Annotated in this window: 17 protein-coding genes and 1 tRNA gene; 9 read left to right on the top strand and 9 right to left on the bottom strand. The window is 73.5% G+C overall.

What is annotated here, in order from left to right:
• Positions 1-58: 58 nt before the first annotated feature.
• The 3 genes from QRN56_RS01320 to QRN56_RS01330 form a co-directional block, all read right to left on the bottom strand.
• Positions 59-3,478, bottom strand: a complete 3,420-nt coding sequence (locus tag QRN56_RS01320; RefSeq protein WP_285100663.1) for a S8 family peptidase — start codon at positions 3,476-3,478, stop codon at positions 59-61.
• 275 nt (positions 3,479-3,753) lie between these two features.
• Positions 3,754-5,988: a YhgE/Pip family protein gene (locus QRN56_RS01325; RefSeq protein WP_285100664.1), complete on the bottom strand. Its 2,235-nt coding sequence runs from the start codon at positions 5,986-5,988 to the stop codon at positions 3,754-3,756.
• Positions 5,988-8,723: an MMPL family transporter gene (locus QRN56_RS01330; RefSeq protein ID WP_285100665.1), complete on the bottom strand. Its 2,736-nt coding sequence runs from the start codon at positions 8,721-8,723 to the stop codon at positions 5,988-5,990. The genes QRN56_RS01325 and QRN56_RS01330 overlap by 1 nt, the downstream gene beginning before the upstream one ends.
• Before the next feature lie 105 nt (positions 8,724-8,828).
• Between QRN56_RS01330 and QRN56_RS01335 the strand changes: the two genes are divergently transcribed.
• A complete protein-coding gene (locus tag QRN56_RS01335) occupies positions 8,829-9,431 on the top strand; it encodes a response regulator transcription factor (protein ID WP_285100666.1) in 603 nt (200 codons plus the stop codon).
• A 28-nt stretch (positions 9,432-9,459) separates the two neighbouring features.
• On the opposite strand, the gene QRN56_RS01340 is transcribed toward QRN56_RS01335, so the two are convergent.
• Positions 9,460-10,332, bottom strand: a complete 873-nt coding sequence (locus tag QRN56_RS01340) for a hypothetical protein (RefSeq protein ID WP_285100667.1) — start codon at positions 10,330-10,332, stop codon at positions 9,460-9,462.
• Between the two features lie 190 nt (positions 10,333-10,522).
• Between QRN56_RS01340 and QRN56_RS01345 the strand changes: the two genes are divergently transcribed.
• The 3 genes from QRN56_RS01345 to QRN56_RS01355 all read left to right on the top strand — a co-directional run bounded on the left by QRN56_RS01345 (position 10,523) and on the right by QRN56_RS01355 (position 12,672).
• Complete coding sequence (locus tag QRN56_RS01345; protein WP_285100668.1) at positions 10,523-11,032, top strand: MarR family winged helix-turn-helix transcriptional regulator; 510 nt, start codon at positions 10,523-10,525, stop codon at positions 11,030-11,032.
• A gap of 36 nt (positions 11,033-11,068) precedes the next feature.
• On the top strand, positions 11,069-12,091 hold the full coding sequence (locus QRN56_RS01350; RefSeq protein ID WP_285100669.1) for an NAD(P)H-dependent flavin oxidoreductase: 1,023 nt from the start codon (positions 11,069-11,071) through the stop codon (positions 12,089-12,091).
• A 422-nt stretch (positions 12,092-12,513) separates the two neighbouring features.
• Entirely contained in the window at positions 12,514-12,672 is a 159-nt protein-coding gene (locus tag QRN56_RS01355; RefSeq protein WP_285100670.1) for a hypothetical protein, read from the top strand.
• Positions 12,673-12,990: 318 nt separating this feature from the next.
• On the opposite strand, the gene QRN56_RS01360 is transcribed toward QRN56_RS01355, so the two are convergent.
• Entirely contained in the window at positions 12,991-13,278 is a 288-nt protein-coding gene (locus QRN56_RS01360) for a hypothetical protein (RefSeq protein ID WP_285100671.1), read from the bottom strand.
• A 120-nt stretch (positions 13,279-13,398) separates the two neighbouring features.
• Positions 13,399-13,475 (bottom strand) — tRNA-Pro (locus tag QRN56_RS01365).
• Between the two features lie 192 nt (positions 13,476-13,667).
• On the opposite strand from QRN56_RS01365, the gene QRN56_RS01370 reads away from it, so the two are divergent.
• Positions 13,668-14,147 (top strand): hypothetical protein, encoded by a 480-nt coding sequence (locus tag QRN56_RS01370; protein WP_285100672.1) that lies wholly within the window; start codon positions 13,668-13,670, stop codon positions 14,145-14,147.
• Positions 14,148-14,171: 24 nt separating this feature from the next.
• Here QRN56_RS01370 and QRN56_RS01375 read toward each other — a convergent pair whose 3' ends face one another.
• Both QRN56_RS01375 and QRN56_RS01380 read right to left on the bottom strand, forming a co-directional pair.
• Positions 14,172-14,378, bottom strand: a complete 207-nt coding sequence (locus QRN56_RS01375) for a hypothetical protein (protein WP_285100673.1) — start codon at positions 14,376-14,378, stop codon at positions 14,172-14,174.
• A 185-nt stretch (positions 14,379-14,563) separates the two neighbouring features.
• Positions 14,564-15,580, bottom strand: coding sequence for a LacI family DNA-binding transcriptional regulator (locus QRN56_RS01380; protein WP_285100674.1), 1,017 nt, complete (start codon positions 15,578-15,580; stop codon positions 14,564-14,566).
• Positions 15,581-15,785: 205 nt separating this feature from the next.
• Here QRN56_RS01380 and QRN56_RS01385 point away from each other — a divergent pair, with 205 nt between their 5' ends.
• From QRN56_RS01385 to QRN56_RS01400, 4 genes are all read left to right on the top strand, one after another.
• A complete protein-coding gene (locus QRN56_RS01385) occupies positions 15,786-17,717 on the top strand; it encodes a glycoside hydrolase family 127 protein (protein ID WP_285100675.1) in 1,932 nt (643 codons plus the stop codon).
• 97 nt (positions 17,718-17,814) lie between these two features.
• Positions 17,815-19,128 (top strand): ABC transporter substrate-binding protein, encoded by a 1,314-nt coding sequence (locus tag QRN56_RS01390; RefSeq protein WP_285100676.1) that lies wholly within the window; start codon positions 17,815-17,817, stop codon positions 19,126-19,128.
• Positions 19,125-20,012 (top strand): carbohydrate ABC transporter permease, encoded by an 888-nt coding sequence (locus QRN56_RS01395; RefSeq protein ID WP_285100677.1) that lies wholly within the window; start codon positions 19,125-19,127, stop codon positions 20,010-20,012. Before QRN56_RS01390 ends, QRN56_RS01395 begins: the two co-directional genes overlap by 4 nt.
• Before the next feature lies 1 nt (position 20,013).
• A complete protein-coding gene (locus QRN56_RS01400; protein ID WP_285100678.1) occupies positions 20,014-20,943 on the top strand; it encodes a carbohydrate ABC transporter permease in 930 nt (309 codons plus the stop codon).
• Here QRN56_RS01400 and QRN56_RS01405 read toward each other — a convergent pair.
• Complete coding sequence (locus tag QRN56_RS01405) at positions 20,876-21,841, bottom strand: EamA family transporter (protein ID WP_285100679.1); 966 nt, start codon at positions 21,839-21,841, stop codon at positions 20,876-20,878. The genes QRN56_RS01400 and QRN56_RS01405 overlap by 68 nt on opposite strands.
• Between the last annotated feature and the right edge of the window lie 6 nt (positions 21,842-21,847).

Consider the following 21,847-nt stretch of genomic DNA (forward strand, 5'->3'; position numbering starts at 1 on the left):
GGCCTGGTGGCACTCCGACCGGAGTGCCACCAGGCCCGCCTTCGTCGTTCGGGCTGCGTCAGTCGACGGCGTAGGCCCGGATCACCGTCTTCTTCACCGAGGCGTCCGCCGCGTCCCGCGCCTCGACCTTCAGCGAGACGTGCTCGGTGCCGGCCGGCGCCCTGACCGCCGCGTCGTACACGCCCTCACCGGCCCGGACCGCCTTGGCCTGGTGCCAGGTGGCGCCGTCGTCCGCCGACCACCACAGGCGCACGTCCTCGACCGCCGACGTGTCGTACGCGCCGTCCTGGTGGGCGGCGGTCACCCGCACCCGCGTGGTCCCGGGCGCCGAGCCGGACGGGTCGAGCCCGCGCACGTCCCACGCCGTGTCCAGCAGCGGCGGGTGGGCGTTGGCCTCGACGTCGGACCGCGCGTGGAACGTCCACTCGCCGCTCACGCTGGTGGCGAGCCGGTAGGCCGGGTCGTCCGGGGTGCTCTCCAGCAGCATCCGGTAGTCCGCCCCGCCCTCCGGGACGGTGGGGAACGAGTAGGGGTCCGGGACGTCGTCGACCAGCTCGCCGTCCTGCCACACGCGCAGGCGCAGCGCGACGTCGGAGCCCCACAGCACGCCGCCGTCGTCGTCGGCACGGTCGGTGGGCGCCAGCGAGAGGCGGTCGTCCCAGTGCTCCACAGGCGTGATCCGCGAGACCGCGGGCGCGAGCGCACCCGCCGCGAGTCCCTGCCGGACGCGGCCCGGCTCGCTCCAGACGTGCGTCTCGGCCTCGGCGAGCACCACGCCCACGCCGTCCTCCTGGATCTCCGACCGGAGGTACCACCTGCCCGGCAGCGCCGTCAGGTACTCCGTGCGCCGCGTGCCCACGGGGACCGGCTCCACGAGGCCGCCGGCGATGATGGTGCCCGGCTCCCAGTACATGCGCTCGGCCAGGTGCGTGTCGCCGACCGAGGCGCCGTAGGTGGTGTCCACGGCGACCGTCGTGCGGCGGTCGCCCCGCAGCGCCGGCACCTCGACGCCCTCGCTGTGGTGCGCGAGGTCGTAGCGGTAGGGCGCCGCCCCGTCCCCCGTGGTCGGCGGCAGCAGCGTGGCCTGGACGATGGTGTCGTAGTCGCCGTGGGTCGCAGCCGGCACGGGGGTGAGCGCGAGGTCCGTCTCCGGCCCGTACTTCACGTTGATGCTGGCGGAGACCCACTCCAGCGAGTCCTCGGTCTCCAGCGACAGGCCCAGGCTCGCCAGGTCGGCCGGGCGCTGCGTCGAGGTGGTGACCTCCCGCGCCGTGGTCCCGTCCAGCAGCACCTCGGCGTCGGCGGTGGCGTCGACCTCGCCGCTGCCCAGGAAGAGCGCGTCGGTGACCGCGCCGTCGTCGTCGAGGGTCTCGATGAACGCCACCGGGCTGTAGATGCCCGGGATGACGCGGGCCTTGGCGACGCCGTCCCTGAAGAAGAGGTTGGTGGCGTACGGCTCGCCGTTGTCCGCGTCCAGGCGGATCGCGGCACCCCAGGTGTCGGCGCTGACGGGCTCGCCGTCGCGGTCGACGGCGCGCACGGTCAGGTCCACGTACTCGCGCTCCTTGGCCCAGCCGACGGGTGTGCGCACCTCCGTGCCGTCCGGCCCGGTGGCCACGACGTTGCCGCCGATCGCGCCGATCACGCCGGGGCCGTCGGTCGTGGTCACGTCGACCTCGGCGGTCCCGCCGGCGGGCACGACGACCGAGTCGGCCGACAGCGTGACCGCGTCCGGCACCGCGCCGCCGGACGCGTCGGTGACGTCGGACGTCAGGGTGAGCGTGACGTCGTCGGGGCCCGCGTTCGCGTAGGTCAGTGTGCCGGCGGCCGATTCGCCGTCGTGCGGCCAGGTGAAGGTGCCCAGAGAGAGCGACGCCGGGGAGGCGGTCACCTCCTGCGCGATGGCGCCCGGGACGGTGATCCGCCCCGCGCCCTCGGACCAGACGTCCGCGCCGGTGGGCTCGGCCGAGCCCGTCAGCGCCGACTTGAGGGCCTGGCCGTCCAGCTCGGGCCGGGCCTGCTTGAGCACCGCGGCCGCGCCGGCGACGTGCGGGGTGGCCATGGAGGTGCCGCTCAGCGCGACGTGCAGGTCGTCGACCACGTCGCCCGCGGTCGTGCCCGTGGCCCGCGCGGCGACGATCCCGTCACCCGGCGCCACCACTTCGGGCTTGAGCAGCCCCGGGTCGACGCCGCCGCGGCTGGAGTACCAGGTGACGGCGTCGTCGTCGTCCACGGCGCCCACCGTGAGGGCCGACGCCGCGATCCCCGGCGAGCCGACGGTCCCGTAGCCGAAGTCGCCGTCGTTGCCCGCGGCCACGACGAACAGCGTGCCGAACCGTGCGGACAGCTCGTCCACCGCCACGGCGTCCGGCGACGGGACGTCGAAGAACAGGCTGCCGAGCGACAGGTTGACCACGTCGGCGCCCTCCGCGGCCGCCCACTCCATGCCCGCGATGACGCCGGAGAGCTCGCCGTTGCCGTCGTCGTCCAGCACCTTGCCGACCAGCAGGTCGGCGTCCGGTGCCACGCCCTGGTTCACGCCGCCGGACCCCTCGCCCGACCCGGCCAGGATCGAGGCGACGTGCGTGCCGTGGCCGTCGCCGTCGGTCACGTCGCCCTTGCCGGTGAAGTCCCGCGAGCCGACCACCACCTCGTCGAGGTCGGGGTGCGTCGCGTCGATGCCCGAGTCGAGCACGGCGACGGTGACCCCCTCGCCCGTGAACCCGGCGTCCCACGCCTCGGGCGCGCCGATCTGCGGCATCGAGTCGGCGTCCGACGCGCGGACCGGCTGGTCCAGCCAGACGTACCCGACGGCGTCGGGGTCGGCGGCCTGCCTGGTCCGCCTCTCGGCACCCGGTTCCGCCACCGGCGCGAGGGCGTCGAGCAGCTTCGCCGCGCGAGCCCTGGGCAGCTCGTCGGCCACCGCGCCCACCGACTCCAGGTCCCGGTCGGGCGTGATGCCCGACGTCGCCCAGTCCTGCTCGGCCGGTGCCGCGGCCCGCGCGGCGGCGTCCGAGCCGGGGGCGTCGGCGGCCGCTGCGGCGTCGGTCGCCGCGGCGGTCTGGACGATCACGGGCAGCGAGTCGCGCGAGGCGTCGTCGTACCCGGCCTCGACCAGGCCGGTCACGTCGAACAGCGCCCGGTCCAGGCGGCCGGGCACCAGCCGCGCCACGTCGCGCGGGATCACGTAGAGGTGGTCCCCCTCGCGCTGCTGGAAGAACGCCATGTGCTCCCGGCCGGGGCCGGGCCGCACCGTCACGGTCTCCACGTCCGGCGAGCCGTCGGCCGTGGTCTCCACGGAGACGACGTCGCCCGTCAGCAGCGTCACCGTCGCGGTGCGCCCCGGCTCCGCGGCCGTGGGCCGCTCCTGGGTGTCGTGCGGTGCCGGTGTGTCCCGCGGTACGGCCGCGGTCGCCCACGTCCCCCCGCCCAGCGCGATCGCCAGAGCGACCGCCGCTGCACTTGCTCTCTTGCGCATCGGGTTCTCCCGTCCGAGTCGAGCACGCCGCCTGTGCGGCGCCACGTATCCCAGACGCACGTGAACCGTGCGGAGGTTGTGTGACCAGCGAAAATACCCAGAACGGACTTCTCCGACGGGCGAGTCCGCGGCTGGTCCCGCGGTTCGCGGGCGGGCCGTTACGGGCCGCACCGAGTCTCCTTCGAGGCCCGGGTTTCTTCGCTTTGAGGCGCCTCAAAGCGAAGAAACCCGGGCCTCGAAGGAGATGGCGAGACGGGCGACGGCGCCCACGCCCGTTACCCGGCCGCCGTCGCCGGCCGCGCCTCCGGGGCGTCCAGCCGCAGCCGGCGCGGCGACACGTACCGGCGACGGTCGGTCACCACGATCGTGGCCAGCAGCCCCACGACCAACCACGCGACCAGCTCCGCGACACCGCCGGCGAGGCCCGCGCTGTCGGTCGTCACGGCTCGCAGCGCGATGATCGCGCCGTGCGTCGGCAGCACGTCCGCGAGCGCGTACAACGGGCCGGGCAGCGTGGTCACCACGCCCGTCGCCACGGTCAGGACGGCGACCGCGAGCGACGCCAGCCGCCCCGCCGGCCCGAAGATCGCGGCCAGCGCCTGGTTGAGCACCACGAACGTGGCCGCCGAGAGCAGCGCGACCAGCACGAAGCCCACCGCCGCCGACAGGTGCAGCCGCAGCACCGGGATCGCGACGGCCGAGATGACCAGCGCGGCGCTCGCCGCCGCGATCGACCCCGGCACCGCGGCCCGCAGCGTGAGCCTCCACGTCGGCTCCCGCGACGTCAGGATCCCGGCCGGCAGCGGGCGCGTCGCCAGGTACGTCACCAGCGCGAGAGCCCACAGCGCCAGCGCGGAGAACAGCGCGATCGACAGCACGCCGAACGGCGCGGAGGTGGTGGTCGACGTCGTCGGGTCGGACGCCACGGCCGACAGGTGGTCCTGCTCGTCATCCGTGTACGTGGGCACCTGCCCGACGGCGTCCGACAGCCCCGAGGCGAGCTGGCGCGCGCCGTCGTCCGCGTCGTGGGCACCGCTCGCGACCTGGTCCGCGCCCGGCACCAGGTCGTCCGCGCCCGTGGCCAGCCCGCTCGCGCCGACGGCGACCTGCTGCGCCGCCGCGTTCGTCTGCGCCACACCGGCGTCGAGGTCCGCCGCCCCCACGGCGAGCTGCCCCGCGGCGGAGTCGACCTGCCCGGCGCCCGACGCGACGCCCTGCGCCCCCGCGTTCAGGTCGTCCGCGGCGCTCGCCGCCGAGGCGATCCCAGCCGCCAGCTCGGCGGACCGCGTGGCCAGCTCCGCGTTGCCCCGGGCCACCTGCCGCGAGCCGGTGCGCAGCGCCTGCACCGCGTCGCGCGCGGACACGACGTCGGCGCGCACCCGGGCCCTGCCGTCCTCGATCCGCTGTGCGGCGGAGTCGGCCCGGCCGGCCGCGCGCTCCAGGGCCTGGCAGAAGTCGCGGTCGGCCACCACGCTCGTGCCGCACCGCTCCGCGAGCCGGTCCAGCTCGGCGACGACGTCCCGCGTGTCGGGGAGCCGGTCCAGGCCGTCGATCGCCCGGTCGGCCACCGGGACCACCCGGTCCGCGAGCCGCTTGTTGCCGTCGGCGACCCGGTCGGCGCCGTCGGCCAGCTCCTGGGCGGCCGCGGGGAGCCGTGCCGCACGCTGCGCGGCGTCGTCCAGGCCGGAGGACAGCGCGGCCGTGCCGTCGGCGACCTGCCCGGCCCCCGCGGCGAGGTCGCCGGTGGCGCCGGCCAGCACGGACGCACCCGAGGCGAGCCCCGCCGCCCCGGCCGCGAGCGGGCCGGTACCGGCGGCGAGCGCCCCGGCGCCCCCGGACAGCTCGTCGGCGCCGTCGGCGACCTGGTCCACGCCGCCGGACAGGTCGTCGGCGCCGTCGCTGAGCTGGGCGGTGCCGTCGGCGAGCTGCCCGGCACTGTCCGAGGCGTCGCCGAGCTGCTGGTGCAGCGTCGTGAAGCTGCCGTAGATGGTGCCGAGGTACGACTCCACGATCGTCTGGTTCAGGGCGTCCTGGGTGTCGTCGGCCACGCCGCCGGCCAGGTACGGGTCCGCCACCCCGGCGGCCGTGGTGGTCTGCACGTCCAGGCCGGCCTGGACGGCGTCCATCGGGTCGTCCGCGGTCGCGGCCGACATGCCCTGGGCGGAGAAGTCCTTCGGGATGGTGACGACGGCGGCGTAGGTGCCGCTGTCGAGCCCGTCGCGCGCGTCGGAGGCGTCGGTGAGCACCCAGGCGTACGCGGAGTCGTCGTCGTGGGTCAGGTTCCCGGCGAGCGTGCGGCCGAGCGGGATCTGCTGCCCGTTCACCTCGACGGGCTCGTCGTTGTTCACGACGGCGGCCCGGGCGGTCTGGTGGTCGGTGCCCGGGGACCAGAAGGCCCAGGTGAGCAGGCCCATGACGAGCAGCGGCACGGCCACGAGGGCGGTCCAGGTGCGCCAGGTCAGGGGCCGGGTCGTCAGGGAGCGGGCGGAGGCGGCGAACGACATGGTCATCACAGGACCTCTGCGGGTCGGCGGGTCATCGCGTAGAGCTGGGTGGCCTCCAGCGGGAGCAGGTCGACCACCCGGTCGGGGTCCTGGCAGGCCAGGACGAACGTGGCGGGCGATCCGCCGGAGGTCACGCGGAAGCCGAGCTGGTCACGCAGGCGGGCGCGGGCCTCGGAGCGGAGCACCAGGTCGGCGTCGTCGACCAGGATCAGCTCGATGTCGCGCGCCAGCGCCTCCGTGACCCGGCCCGCGGGGTCCCGGTCGCCGCGGCCGTCGACGACGGCGACCTTCGGCCGCAGGGCGTGCACGTGCTGCGGCAGCACCTGTCCCAGCACCTTCAGGTCGCCGCGATGCCTGGTCACCCGCCCCGCGAGCGAGAGCAGCAGCGCCGACTTGCCCACCGCGCCGGACCCGTGCAGCACCAGCACCTCGCCCCGGGGCACGTGCAGCTCGACGTCGCGGTAGACCGGGCGGCCGCGGTCGTCGTCCAGGCTGAGGGCCCGCGCGCTGATCACCTCGTCGCTGTCCGGCGCGGGCCAGTCCGCCAGCCGCAGCTCGTGCAGCAGCCCGTCACCCTCGGCGTCGAACACCGGCAGCCGGCGGTCGAGCGCGGGCGGCAGGCCCCAGGCCCGGTCGCCGAGCAGCGCGAGCACGGCGGGCACGAACGTCATCCGGACCACGAACGCGTCGATGAAGACGCCCACGGCCAGGGCGAACGCGATCGGCTTGATGGTCGCGCTGCCGTCCGGCACGAACGCCGCGAAGACGCCGAACATGATGAGCGCCGCCGCGACGACCACCCGGGAGGCCGAGACGAAGCCCTCCTCGATCGCCTCCTGCGCGCCGCCGTGGTGGGCGTAGTGCTCACGGATCCGCGAGACCAGGAAGACCTCGTAGTCCATCGCAAGGCCGAACAGCACGCCCATCAGGATGATCGGCAGAAAGCTGATGACGCTCCCGACGTGCGCGACGTCGAGCAGGGCGGCGCCGTGCCCCTCCTGGAACACGAGCGACGTGAGGCCGAACGCCGCCCCGATCGAGAGCAGGTAGCCCACGGTCGCCTTGACCGGCACCCAGACCGAGCGGAACACCATGGCCAGCAGCACGAGCGAGAGCCCGGCCACGAGCAGGCCGAACGGGACCAGCGCGGCGCCCAGCCGGGCGGACACGTCGATGCCGACGGCGGTCAGGCCCGTGACGGCCGTCTGGGTGTCGTGCTCGGCGAGCCAGTGCGGCTCCTGGTCCCGGATCCGCTCCACCAGCGCGTCGGTGCGGGCGTCGTCCGGCGCCGTGGTGGGGACCACCGAGATAATGCCCGTGTCGCCCTTCTCGTTGGGCGTGGCCAGGGGCACCGCAGCGACGCCGGGGAGGTCGCGGATCTCGTCCGCGAGGTCGTCGACCAGTCCCGACGGGTCGGTGGACTGGATGACGTCCGCCGTCACCAGGAGCGGCCCGTTGTAGCCGGCGCCGAAGTGCTCCGCCACCACGTCATAGGTCTCGCGCGCCGGCGACCCGGGCTCCTGGCTGCCGTTGTCCGGCAGCGCGAGGCGCAGGTTCGCCGCGGGCACGGCCAGGGCGCCGAGCCCGAGCACCACGACGGCGATGGTGACGATCGGCCTGCGCGTGACGAAGCGGACCCACGGCCGGGCGACCCGAGGCTTGCGGAGCCGGGGGCGGCGACGGCGTCCGGAGCGCTCTCCTCCTGCCTGGGCCCGGGCCTTGGGCACCAGCCGGCGTCCGGCGAACGCCAGCAGCGCCGGCACGAGCGTCACCGCCACGCAGACCGCGACGGCCACGCCCAGCGCCGCCGCGACGCCCATGGTCGTCAGGAACGGGATGCGCGCCACGGACAGGCCGAGCAGCGCGATCAGCACCGTCAGCCCGGCGAAGAGCACCGCGGAGCCCGCCGTCGCGGTGGCCCGGGCGATCGACTCCTCGACCGACAGGCCCTCGGCGAGCTGGTCGCGGTGCCGGGACAGCAGGAAGAGCGCGTAGTCGATGCCCACCGCCAGGCCGATCATCACCGCGAGCATGGGCGCGGTCGAGGAGACCGGAACGAAGAGGGTTCCCAGGTAGACCAGGGCCACGGACACACCCACGCCCACCACCGCCGTCACGAGCGGCATCACCGCCGCGACGATCGTCCGGAACATCAGCAGCAGCACCACGAGCGCGATGAGCAGCCCCACGGCCTCCGTGGAGCTCAGCCCCGGCACCCGGTCCGCGAACGCGTCCCCGCCCGTGTAGACCCGGGCGCCGCTCCCGACCTCACCCGCGAGATCATCCGCGATCCCGCTCAGGTCCGTCAGCGTGCTGTCGTGGACATCGGTCGAGACCACGCTGAGCTGCACCCCGATGTTCGCCGCCAGGCCGTCGTCGGACACCGCGTCGTTGACGTCCGGGTCGAACGGGTCGGAGGCCAGCTCCACCTGCGCCACGTCCCCGATCCGGTCCACGGCGTCCGACACCGCCTGCCGCGTCGCGGCGGTATCGACCTGCTGCCCCTCCGGAACCAGCAGCACGAGCTGCGCAGAGGTGCCGCTGACCTGCGGAAAGACATTGTCGAGGTGGTCCATCGCGTCCTGCGACTCCGACCCCGGGATCGCGAAGGTGTCGTCCGTACCCTTGTTCAGGAGGGCGCTCGCGGTGCCGCACACGATGAGCACCAGGAGCCACGCGAGGACGACCAGGCCGCGGTACCGGGCCACCGCACGCCCGAGCCGATAGAGGAATGACGACACGACGCACCTCCCGTGCGCCGAGACGGCGCCCTTCCATACTGGCTGCGCCGGGCACGGTCGACATGTCGAACGCCCGGGCGACGACCTGCCCCGTACCCTGACCCGATGATCCGAGTGCTGCTCGCCGACGACGAGGGGATGATCCGGTCCGCCCTGGCCGCGCTGCTCCGGCTGGAAGCGGACATCGAGGTCGTGGCCGAGTGCGCCGACGGCGCGGAGGCGGTCGCCGAGGCGGAGCGGCTGCGGCCCGACGTCTGCCTGCTGGACCTCGAGATGCCGCACCTGGACGGCGTGGAGGTGGCCCAGCGGCTGAACCGCACGCTGCCCACGCGCTGCGTGATCGTCACCCGGCACGCCCGGCCCGGCGTCCTGCGGCGCGCGCTGGCCTCGGGCGCCGTCGGCTTCCTGCCCAAGTCGCGCCCCGCCGACGAGGTCGCGGCCGTCATCCGCCGCGTCGCGGCGGGCGGCCGGTACGTGGACCCGGAGGTCGCGGCCGACGCGCTGCGCGACGAGCGGTCGCCGCTGACCGACCGTGAGCTGGACGTGCTGCGCGCCGGCCGGCACGGCGAGACGACGCGGCAGATCGCGCGCACCCTGTCGCTCGCCCCGGGCACGGTCCGCAACCACGTCTCCGCCGTGCTGGGCAAGCTCGCCGTCGACACCCGTCAGCAGGCGGTGCTGGTGGCGGAGGAGCGCGGCTGGATCTGACCGGCCTTCGCGCCCCGGCGAGGCGGGCTCACTCGTACGGCTCGCCGAGCGGCACGGTGCCCGCAGCCTCCGCGACCTCGGCCGGCACCGTCCCGACCTCGACGAGCTCCTCGCGGCCGCCCCCTCCCGAGACCCCGAGCACGAGGACCGGCCCGACGCCGGGGGCGTAGAGCTTGTACTCGAGCACGTCGGGCTCGATGGTGATCGTGTCCTTGGTCAGCAGCGCGCGGTCGTAGTGCCCCGCCGGGACCTCGGCCTGCTCGTCCAGGCTGAGCACCTCGCCGTTGTCCTCGGCCTCGCCCCGGTAGAACTCCTGCCGGTACGCCATCCCGACGGCGGGATCGGCCGGCACGATCACGCCGGGAAGGGCGCCGTCGAGCCCCGCCTCGAACGAGCCCTCCGTGGTGGCGACCCGGCCGTCCTCGAACTCGGCCGTGTCCTCGCCGAGGTACCAGATCGTGCCGTCGGGGTCCTGCGCGTACCAGTCGAAGGTGTCCTCGACCACCTCGCCGCGCCGCGTCACGGTGTCCCGCACGACGCGCGCCGTGGCGCCGTCGGCGATCTCCTTGGTCTCGCTGGTGACCGTCACCACCACGCGCAGCTCCTGGCCCTCCTCGTCGGTCTCGCGGTAGACCCACTGCGTGCCGGGCTCCATGGGCCAGTACTCGTTGTCGATCTCGGTGGTGAGGTCGGCCGGGTCCAGGTCGGCCGGCTCGTCCGACTGCGGCAGCCCTGCGCCCGCCGGGGCGGACCGGGATCCCATCCCGCCGTGCGGCGGGCCGCCGTCGTGCCCGCGGTCGAACATGCCGCAGCCCGCCACCAGGACGACGACGCCGGTCGCCACCGACACCGTCAGGAGCCGGCGCGCGACGCCCGCCCCTCGGTCTTCTTCCCTACGCACCCGTACCCGCATGGCACTCCCGCCCCCTCGCGACGTACCTGCCCGCTTCCCCCTCGACCATAGGCACACCGAGGCGCCAGCCGTGGTACTTTTTCGCTAGCCAGGCTACCTTCAAGAGTGGCGAGTGATAGCAGGAAGGGGATCCTCCGTGGTTCCTGAACCCGAGCCGACCCAGCCACCCGCTCCGTCCATGCTGGATCCCCGGGTGCTCGACCCGCAGGAGGAGATCGTGCAGCGTGCGGGCCTCGACGACCGCGACGTCGACCAGGTGGTCCGCGTGCTGGAGGGACTGCGTGACTGGCGGGAGACGGAGCGCCGGATGAGCGAGGCGTCGCGCCGCTACATGAAGCTCGGCGAGACCGACATGCGCACCCTGCGGTTCGTCATCGCGGCCCAGCACCGCGGCGAGACCGCGACCCCGGGTGCGATCGCCGCGCACCTGGGCATCACGTCGGCGTCGACCACCAAGATGCTCGACCGGCTGGCCGACGCCGGCCACGTGCGCCGGCTCCCCCACCCGACGGACCGCCGCAGCCTCGCGGTCGAGGTCACCGAGGAGACCCGGCGGATCGCCCTGCGCAGCGTCGGCCGCAGCCACGCCCACCGGTTCGAGGCGGTCGCCCGCCTCAAGCCGGAGGAGCGGGAGGTGGTCCTGCGGTTCCTCGACGACCTCGCGGGCACCGGGGAGCCCGCCGAGTAGGGTGCCTCTCGCGGAACCGCCGAACGGAGCACGACTGTGACGACCCCGAACCTGCTGGGCAGCGACCTGCCGATCGTGGCGGCCCCGATGGCCGGCGGCGCGACGACGACCGCGCTGGCCGCGGCGGCCACGCGGGCCGGTGCGTTCGCCTTCCTGCCGGGCGGGTACCTCACGCCCGAACGGCTCGCGGCCGACATCGCTGCCGCACGCGCGTGGGACAGCCCGTTCGGGGTCAACCTCTTCGTCCCCGGGACGGGGAGCCTGGACCGGGCGGCGTTCGCGGCCTACGCCCGGCGGCTGGCCCCGGAGGCGGACGCCCTGGGCGTCGAGCTCTCCGCCGATCCCGTGGACGACGACGACCGGTGGCCGGACAAGCTCGCCCTGCTGCTCGACGACCCGGTGCCGGTCGTGTCGTTCACGTTCGGCCTGCCCGGCCCGGCGGACATCCATGCCCTGCGCCGGGCGGGCACCGTGGTGCTCGCCTCGGTGACCACCGCCGACGAGGCCGCGGCTGCGAGCGATGGCGGCGTGGACGGGCTCGTGGCCCAGGGCCCGGCCGCAGGCGGGCACAGCGCCACGTGGGACCCGGCCCGGCGGGTGGCCGACGCGCCGACGGCGTCGGTGGTCCGCGCCGTCGCGGCCGCCGTCGACCTGCCGCTGGTGGCGGCGGGCGGCGTGGGCGGGCCCGAGGCCGTGCGGGAGCTGCTGACGGCCGGGGCGCAGGCCGTCGCCGTCGGCACGCTGCTGCTGCGCACCGACGAGTCCGGCGCGTCGGCGACCTACCGGGACGCGCTGGCGGCGTCCGACCGCGGAACCGTGGTGACCAGGTCGTTCACCGGCCGGCCGGCGCGCGCGGTGCGCAACCGGTTCGTCGACCGGCACGACGCCGTCGCGCCGGTGGGCTACCCCGCGATCCACCACCTCACGCGCGACCTGCGCCGCCGGGCGGCGGCCGCCGGGGACGCCGAACGGCTCCACCTGTGGGCGGGCACGGGCTACCGGCACGCGACGACGGGCGCGGCCGCCGAGGTCGTCCGGGGGCTGGCCGCGGCGCTGTGATCGCCGGGTCCTCCAGATAGCAGCCGAGCCAGGCGCGGGATGACAGACTTCGGCCATGCCAATCTTCCGGCGACGCACGCCGCGCGGTCCCGTGAGCGCAGCCACAGCCCGGCCTTCAGAACCGGTGTTCCGGCTGGGCTCCCTCCGGCTCTACCAGGCTGACGACGAGCTGCAGATGCGGCTCCCGGACGGTGTCGGCGAGGTTGCCGCCTATGCCCAGACCTTGGCCTGGACGTGCAACGAGTTCCTGGGCCGGCTCGGACAGGACCCCGGTTCCATGGGGATCCTCATCGCCGTCGGCATCAAGCCTTCGCGCCAGGTCCGGCTCTGGTGCGAGCAGGTCGGTGGCGTGTTGGCCCCCGGACGCCTGGCCGGTTCTCACCGAACTGCTCGACGGCGCTGGGGCGGCAGTACGTCCGCAAGTGACCGCGCCCGTCGCGTTCGCGCTGGAGGGCCTGGTCGGCGCCGGCCCGTCCACCGGGTTCCCCGAGCTCCCACCTGCCTGGGTCGACGCCGTGTCGCTGGCCGACGAGCACGTCACCATTCCCGACGGGCTCTTCGACCTGGTCTTCGCTGACTGAGCTGATCCGTCAGGGTTCCGCAAGACGCCCAACCGCTTGCGCCAACTCGTCGACGACCTCGACGGGGATGGTGACAGCGACGTCCCAGACTTCATCGTCCTCGCCCACGAGGAGGGAAACTTGACCGTCGGCGAACGACCAGGACACGGGAACCCCCGCGACCAGCCCGGCTCACGGTGTTTCAGCACGTCGTGGGCGAGACGGCGACCATGCCGAGTCTGGGCAAGCGCCAGATAGGCACCCCGAGGTGTCGGAAATGACGATGCCCACCAGCACCAATGTTCATCAGTAGCAGTGGCGCTGCGGCCATCGAAACCGTCAGCCCGCCCGGTCCGTGGGCTCCTGACCGGAATGGCGCGCGGCCTTGAGGTCTCTCACGCCTAGTGCAATGCCGAGACCACCACCTGCTAACACCATCACCGTCCAGACGACGAGCATTCCCTCGTTCAGAACTCGCTCGAAAGCAAGGGCCATCATGGTTCCGTTGAAGACGATCCCGAGCCACCTGCCCGCAGGCTTGCCCCAACCCCAGAAGTGCCCGTTGAAGGCGCTCCCGATGAGGCCAAAGGAGCCGAAGAACGCGATCATGCAGAGCACGATCTGCACTGCCACTCCGTGCCACCGCCTCACCAGTAGTAATTGACGCAGGCTGACCAAGAGCGGGCGCGAATCGGACCTGGTGGGGAACACGGTGGGGAGCGAACTACTCCCCCACCGTGTTCTCGCTGGTCGGGGTGACAGGATTTGAACCTGCGACCCTCTGCTCCCAAAGCAGATGCGCTACCAAGCTGCGCTACACCCCGTGGGTCCGCGACGGCCCGAAGTCTCCCGGGCCGGACCGGGAGACTCCCGGTAGGACGTGCCCGAGTGTATCCGATCGGCGCCTCCGACGGCCGGGTGTTTCGGGGCCGCAAGCAGCGAAGTAATCCTTTGAAGTTCCCCCGGCGCGCCTGCCATCGTCGATACGACACCACACGTATCGGGAGGGACCGAGCATGCTCCGGCAGCGGACGACGTCGCTCACCCTCCCACGGGTGCTCGGGCTCGCGCTCCTGGTCGCCGCCGCACTCCCGGTCGGCCTCGCGGCCTGCGCCGGGAACGGCGCCGTCCCGCCGCCGGAGGTCACGCCGCGCTCGCTCGTCGTCGAGAGTTTTCCCGCCGAAGCGGCCGAGGAGTCGCCACCAGGGCCGCCGATCGAGGGCATGACCAACGCGATCGTCGACGCGGCGGTCCGGCCCGCGCGCCTCACGGTGACGATGTGGGGCACCCCCGGCTGCATGCCGTATCCGGTGTCGGTCACCTGGTACGACCCCTGGACGGTGCACGTCACGACCGCGCCCAGCGACGAGACCAGGTGCGCACCGGACCACCTGGCGGTGAGCCAGGTCGTGGTGCTGCCGGTCGACCACCCCGCCGACGAGGTGCGGACCGTCCGGGTCGACGACGCGTCGGTCGCCTTCGCCTTCCGACAGTAGCCGCTCCCACCGACTGCGCGAGACCTACCCCTCACGCAGCGCGGGGCGCCCCTCCGTCCAGACGATCTCGGCGCCCGCCAGCAGGTTGGTGCGGCCGTCGTCGTCGGCCAGTACCCCGGGGTGCCCGCTCTCGGATGCGTTCCAGGTGCCCGGCGCGCCGTTCGGAAGGAACGGCTCGGTGACGCCACGCGTCCACGTGACGCCGTCCTCGCCGGTGGCCCAGCCGGGCACCTCCTCTTTGAGACCCGACTTTCTCCGCTTTGCGGGCCTCGAAAAGTGAGAAACCCCGGGCCTCGAAGAAGAGGAGACGGCCGCAGCGACGCCGGCGGGCCCACAAACTGGGGTGCGTCAGGCCTCGCGACGCCGGCAGCGACGCCGGCAGCGGCGGCGACAGCGACGACCGTCGAGACGCCGCCCTACCCGTCACCCAGCGTCGACGCCCGCGCCACCAGCCGCGGCGTCAGCCGCTCCACGCCGCGTGCCGGCTCGCCCTCGATCGCCGCGATCAGCAGCTCCGCCGCGCGCTGGCCCAGGCGTTCGAGCTGCATGTCCACGGTGGTCAGTGGCGGGCGGCTGGCCAGCGACATGACCTCCCAGTCGTCGTACCCGGTCACCGCGACGTCGACGGGCACCCGCACGCCGAGCTCCCGCAGCCGGTCGCACCCACCCCGGGCGAGCTGGTCGGAGGCGAACACGATCCCGTCCACGGGCAGCCCGGAACCCACGGCACCACCCAGGACCAGGTCGACGGCGCGCCGTCCCCACTGCTCCGACCAGTCGCCGTACAGCGGCGTGCCCACCAGCTCCAGGCCGCGCGCCGCCAGCTCCGTCGCGAGCGTCTCGTACCGCACCAGGGACGCCGCCTGCTCGGCGCGCCCGCCCACGTAGGCGATCCGACGGCGCCCGAGCCCGGCCAGGTGCTCGACGAGGAGCCGCATCCCGGCGGCGTCGTCGGGCACCACCGAGGCGTCGTCGGGGTCGGACGACGGCGCGAACGCGTAGACCACCGGCATCGGCACCCGGATGGGCTCGCGGGGCTCGGTGGTGCGGCCGGTCACGATGATCCCGTCGACCCGCCGGGCCACGAGCGCGCGCACGTGGTGCTGCTCGCGTACCGGGTCGTGGCGGGCCGTCGCCAGCAGGGCCGACAGCTCCCCGCCCACCAGCGCGTTCTCCGCGCCGAGCACCACCGGCAGCGAGAACCGGCCCGCGGAGTCGGTGCTCAGCAGTCCCACGGTGAAGCTGCGCCGGGCGGAGAGCGAGCGCGCGGTCGCGTCGGGCACGAAGCCGAGCCGCTCGGCCGCCTCCCGCACGCGCGCGCGGGTGCTCTCCCGCAGCGAGCCGGTGTCGTTCAGCGCCTTCGACACCGTGCTCGGCGAGACGCCCGCGAGCGCGGCCACGTCCGTGATCCGTACGACCGCTCCCCGGTCCATCCGCACCGCCCCTTCTCCGACAGGTTTCCTTCCGGGTTTTCCGCCACATCGGCGGGGCAAACGCGGAACGCAGCGCCATCGTACCTCCCACCCCAGTTCAGAGCCGAGTTTGCAGCAAGTTTCGCCCAGACCTTTGACGCTGGTGGTGCGGGTCCCTACGATCAGGAAATCGGATTCCTAGTTTCCGTCCCGGAGGAGAGCATCGATGACGACACCGACGCCCAGCGGTACGACGAGCGGCCCGGCCGCCCCCACGAGCGACGCCCGGGTGCTGCTCCGCCCCCTCGCACCCGGACACGTCACCGTGGACGGCGGGCTGTGGCGCCGCACCGCCGACGTCAACCGTGCCGCCGCCATCCCGGGCGGGCTCGAACAGCTCGCCAAGGCTGGCAACCTGCGCAACCTGGAGATCGCCGCTGGCGTGGCGGACGGTGAGGCGATCGGCCCGATCTTCGCCGACTCCGACGTGCACAAGTGGCTCGAGGCCGCCGCCTGGGAGTACGCCCGCGAACCCGACGAGCAGCTCCTGGCCGACCAGCTCCACGTCACGAGCCTGCTCGCGGCGGCCCAGGCCGACGACGGCTACCTCGACTCCGTGCCGGCCCTGCGGAACGTGCCGCGCTACAGCGACCTGCCGTGGAGCCACGAGCTGTACTGCGCGGGGCACCTGTTCCAGGCCGCCGTCGCCCAGGTGCGCGGCACCGGCCACCGGGAGCTGCTCGACGTCGCCATCAGGCTCGCCGACCACCTCGTGGCCACGTTCGGCGACGGCCCGGGCCAGCTCCGGGAGGTCGACGGCCACCCCGTGATCGAGATGGCCCTGGTCGAGCTCTACCGCGAGACCGGCACGCGCGCCTACCTGGACCTGGCGAGCTGGTTCGTCGAGGCCCGCGGCACCGGCATCATCGAGGCGCACGGCAAGCGGCCCACCTACTTCTCCGACCGGGTGAAGGTCCGCGAGGCCACCACGGTGGAGGGCCACGCCGTACGGGCCGTCTACCTGGGGGCCGGCGCGGCCGACGTCGCGATCGAGACCGGCGACGCCGAGCTGCTCGCCGCCCTCGACACCCAGTACCGCGCCATGGAGCGCGGCAAGCAGTACCTGACTGGCGGCCTCGGGGCGCGCTGGGAGGGCGAGTCGTTCGGCGACCCGTACGAGCTGCCGACCGACCGCGGGTACGCCGAGACGTGCGCGGCGATCGGCGGCGTGCAGTGGGCGTGGCGCATGCTGCTCGCCACCGGCGAGGCCCGCTACGCCGACCAGATCGAGCGCATGCTGCTCAACGGGTTCCTCGCCGGGGTCTCCCTGAGCGGCACCGAGTACTTCTACGTGAACCCGTTGCAGCTGCGCAGCGACGCGCACGCCGAGGACGACCGAGGCCCCGCGCACGGCCGCCGCGGCTGGTTCGACTGCGCGTGCTGCCCGCCCAACATCATGCGCACCGTCTCCAGCCTCACCGGCTACCTCGCGACGGCGGACGGGCCGGGCCTCCAGCTCCACCAGTACGCGCCGGGCACCGTCACCGCCCCGCTCGACGGCGGCACGCTGCGCCTGCGCGTCGAGACCCGCTACCCGGACGAGGGCAGCATCGCGCTGCACGTCGAGGAGGCGCCCGACGGCGAGGTGTCCCTCGCCCTGCGCGTCCCCGCCTGGGCCGACGGCGCCACCCTCGACGGCGCACCCGTGACCGCGGGCACCTACGCCCGCGTGACCCGCCGGTTCGCCCCCGGCGACACGGTGCTGCTCGATCTGCCGATGGCGCCCCAGCTCACCACGGCCGACCCGCGGGTCGACGCCGTGCGCGGCAGCGTCGCCATCGAGCGCGGACCTCTGGTCTACGCCCTGGAGCAGCCCGACCAGGAGATCGGCGCCGTGGTCGACGACCTGCGCATCGACGTCTCCGGCGCGCTGTCCGACGAGTTCCGCCCGGAGCTCCTGGGCGGCGTCACCGTGGTCCGCGCGCGCGGCGCCGTCGTCCCCGGGCCCGACGCCGACGCGTCGTCGCCGTACGGACCGGCCACCGCGCCGTCGGCGGCGTCGGAACCCGTGCGCGACGTGACCCTGACCGCCATCCCCTACTACGCGTGGGCCAACCGCGGCCCGCAGCCCATGCGGGTCTGGGTCCCGACCCGCTGACCTCACGTCCCAGGGGGCCGGGCCGGTCCCGGCTCCCTGGGCAAGCACGATCCCAGCACGTCTCACCCTGCGTAACGACGCGTAAGGAAGGAGAGCGATGGAGCTCACCAGACGCCAGCTGCTCACCCTCGCGGGCTCGGCCACGGTCGCCGCCGCGCTGGCCGGCTGCGGCGGCACCCTGCGGCCGCCGAACGTCGAGGCCGCCGGCTTCGGCGAGAACGCGACAGGCACGCTCAACCTGTGGTGCCGGTCCGACACGGTCAACGGCACCCAGGCCGTCGTCGACGCGTTCCACCAGGCCCAGGACCGGATCCGCGTGCAGGTCACGCCCATCCAGAACGGGCAGTACGTGACCAAGCTCGCCACGGCGATCCGTGGCGGGCGGGTGCCCGACGTCATCGACATCGACGACATCTACTCGACCCTGTTCGCCTACCGCGGCGCGTTCACCGACCTCACCCCGCTCATCGAGGACCTGGGCATCGGCGACGCGCTGAGCCCGGGTCACCTCGCTCTGAGCACCAAGGACGGCAGGCACTACGGCCTGCCGTTCATCGGGGACTTCTCAGTGCTGTTCTGCAACACCGAGCTGTTCGAGCGCGCGGGCCTGTCCGTCGAGGAGCACACGCGGGACTTCGCGGGCGTCCTGGAGGCGGCCCGCGCCATCACCGCCCTGGACGACGACGTCTACGGCTGGTCGTTCCCCGGCAACGCGTCCGGCGCGCTCGGCTTCACCGTGCAGCCGCACGTCTGGGCGACCGACCGCGACCTCATCGCCGGCGACGTCGGCGACCAGCGCGGCGACGTCGTCGGCAACGACGCGCTGCGCCGCACGCTGGAGCTCGAACGCACGCTGTGGGCGGAGCAGCTCGTGCCGCCGGGCAGCTTCTCCGACGACGCCTCGCGCTGGTCGGCCGACTACGTCGCCGGCCGCCTGGGGATGTTCCCCGCGGGGTTCGGCGTGGTGGTGCCCAACGCCGACCAGGCGCTCCTGGACCGCACCGAGGTGGTGCTGCTGCCCGGACCCGACGGCGGCCGCGCCTTCTTCGACGGCGGGGACAACCTCTGCATGCTCAACGGCGCGCGGAACCCCTCCGCCGCCTGGGAGTTCATGAGGTTCGCCGTGGCCGTGGAGCAGCAGACCCGGATGCCGGAGGGCTTCTACTCCCCCGTGCGGTCCGACGTCGTCACGCCTCAGTTCGCGCGGGAGAACCCGTTCGTGCTGCCGCCGCTGGAGTCGCTCGACCGGGGCTACGCGCCCACCACGCTCGCCTACAACCTGATCTACAACCAGCAGGACGGACCGTGGTTGCGCATGTTCCGCTCTGCCGTCTTCGACGGGGAGGTCGATGCCGCCATGCAGGAGGCCCAGACCACGTACGACCGCATCCTGCGGCAGGCGCAGGCATGAGCGCCCGCAGGTACGGGACCCTCACGCACCCGCACCGCACGGGGCTCGCGCTCGTCACGCCGGCGGTCGCGCTGGTGGTGGTGTTCGTGTTCGTGCCGCTGGTCGTGGCGGTCTACATCTCGCTGACCAACTTCCCGCTCATCGGGCCCTACCGGTTCATCGGGCTCGACAACTACGCCTCGGTGCTCACGGATCCGACGTTCTGGAGCGCACTGGGCTACACGCTGCTCTACACGGCGATCGTCACGCTGCCGATCCTGCTGCTCGGGTACGGGCTGGCCGTGCTGGTGCGGTCCAACCGGCGGGGCGCCACGCTCCTGCGCACCATCTTCTTCGTGCCGTTCGTCATCGGCCTCACCACGCTCAGCTTCCTCATGCTGCTGGAGGCGCAGCCCAACAGCGGCCTGGTCAACATGGTGCTCAAGGGGCTCGGGATCACCGACGGGACCACGGCGTGGCTCGTCGACGGGCCGCTGGCCACCGGGCTGCTGTGCGTCATGGTCGTCTGGGGCGTGTCCGGGCTGACCATGGTGCTGCTCATGTCCGGGATGCAGGGCATCCCGCGCGAGGTCTACGAGTCGGCGGAGATCGACGGCGCCTCGTGGTGGCAGCGGGAGCTGCGGATCACGGTGCCGATGCTGCGCCGGACCATCGCGATGACCGTGATCCTGTCGGTCATCGGCTCGTTCCTGGCGTTCACGCAGTTCTACATCCTGACCCAGGGCGGGCCGGGATCCGAGACCACGACCATCGTCATGGCCATCTACCGGCGCGCGTTCGTCCAGCTCCAGCTCGGCGCGGCCACCGCCATGTCGCTCGTGCTCGTGGTCATCACCGGTCTGGTCACCGCGGCCCAGTTCTGGCTGCTGCGGGAGAGGAGCTGACATGGCTACCGTCACCGAGTCCCCGGCGCCGCGGCGCGCTGCCGCCGCCGTCCGCCGTCCTTCTGGTTCCGTGCCTGCCGCGCGCCCGTCCGGGCCCGAGCGGGACACCCGGGTCAAGCGGACGCTCTACGTCGTGGGCGGCACGCTGGCCGCACTGGTCTTCCTGGTGCCGCTCGTGGTCGCGTTCGTGCGGGCCGGTCAGCCGGGCGACGTGATCGTCGCCGCCCCCGACGACCGGTTCTTCGACCTGTCCTGGGTCAACTTCCAGGCCGTGATCGACCAGCCGGAGGTCTGGCGCGGCATCCTCAACTCGGCGATCGTGTCCGTCTCGACGGCGGTGCTCACGGCGGTGCTCGCCACCCTCGCCGGGTACGGGTTCGCGCGGTTCCCCTTCCGGGGCCGCACGGTGCTGTTCGGGTTGGTGCTGGTCACGCTGATGATCCCGTTCCAGGCGATCCTCACCCCGCTCTACCTGCAGATGAACGTCATGGGGCTCACGGACAGCCTGCTCGGGCTCGTGCTGTTCTACACGACGGTGAACCTGCCGTTCGGCATCTTCGTCATGCGCAACACGTTCGCCGCCGTCCCGGCGGAGCTCGAGGACTCCGCCCACGTGGACGGCGCGGGGACCCTCCGGATCCTCGTGTCGGTGCTGCGGCCGCTGGTCGTGCCCGGGACGGCGACGGCGGCGCTGTACGCGTTCCTCGCGTCGTGGACGGAGTTCCTCGGGGCGCTGACGTTCCTGACCGACTCCAGCCTCCACACGCTGCCCGTCTCGCTGGTGAACCTGCAGCAGGGGGCGTACGGGCAGGTCAACTTCGGTCTGCTGGCGGCCGGGTCGGTCATCGCGATGATCCCGTGCGTCATCTTGTACGTGGCGCTCCAGCGGTACTACGTGGCCGGGCTGGCGTCGGGGTCGGTGAAGGGCTGACCAGCTCTGGGGTGCGGGGCTCTGGGATGCGCGGCGGCGCGGTCCGGCGTCGCGCACCCCACAGCACGCCGGCGATCACGAGCGCCGCGCCCACCGCCGTCCACATCCCGATCGCCTCGCCGAGCAGCGCCGCCGACGCGCTCAGGCCCACCACGGGCACCAGCATCGAGAACGGCGCGACCACGCCGGCGGGATGCCGGGCCATGAGCCAGGTCCAGATGCCGGAGCCGGCCAGCGTGCCGATCAGCACGGTGTACGCGAGCCCCAGCAGCGCGGGCACCAGGTGGGGACTCGGGACGAACGCCTCACCGATGGCATCGGGGCCCTCGATGACCAGGGACAGCGCCAGCATCGGGATCGGCGGCACCACGGACATCCACAGGGTCAGGTGCAGGGGGTTGGGCGCCTTGGCGCGGGCGCTGGACACGTTGCCGATCGCCCATCCGAAGCCGCCGGCCAGCACCAGCAGGAACGGCCCGAACGCCGCGGCCTGCGCCTGGGACCAGCCCACGACGGCGAGCCCGAGGGTCGCGACGGAGAGGCCCACGACCTGCCGCGCGGACACCCGGTCCCGGAACGCCACCGCGCCCAGCAGCACCGTGAACGGCGCCGACGACTGCAGCACCAGCGACGCGAGGCCCGTCGGCATGCCCACGGCCATGCCCCAGTAGAGGAACAGGAACTGGAGGGTGCCGAACCCGATCCCGTAGCCCAGCAGCCACCGCACCGGCACCTTCGGGCGCGGCACCAGCAGGATCGTGGGGACGGCGATGACCGCGAACCGCAGCGCCGCGAGCAGGAACGGCGGGAACTGTTCCAGCGACGCGTGGATCGCGATGAAGTTGAGTCCCCACATCACCGCGACGGACACGGCGAGCAGGCGGTGGGAGATCGGCATGCCCTG

Origin of the sequence: Promicromonospora sp. MEB111, assembly GCF_030209445.1 — a bacterium.
Taxonomy (GTDB): domain Bacteria; phylum Actinomycetota; class Actinomycetes; order Actinomycetales; family Cellulomonadaceae; genus Promicromonospora.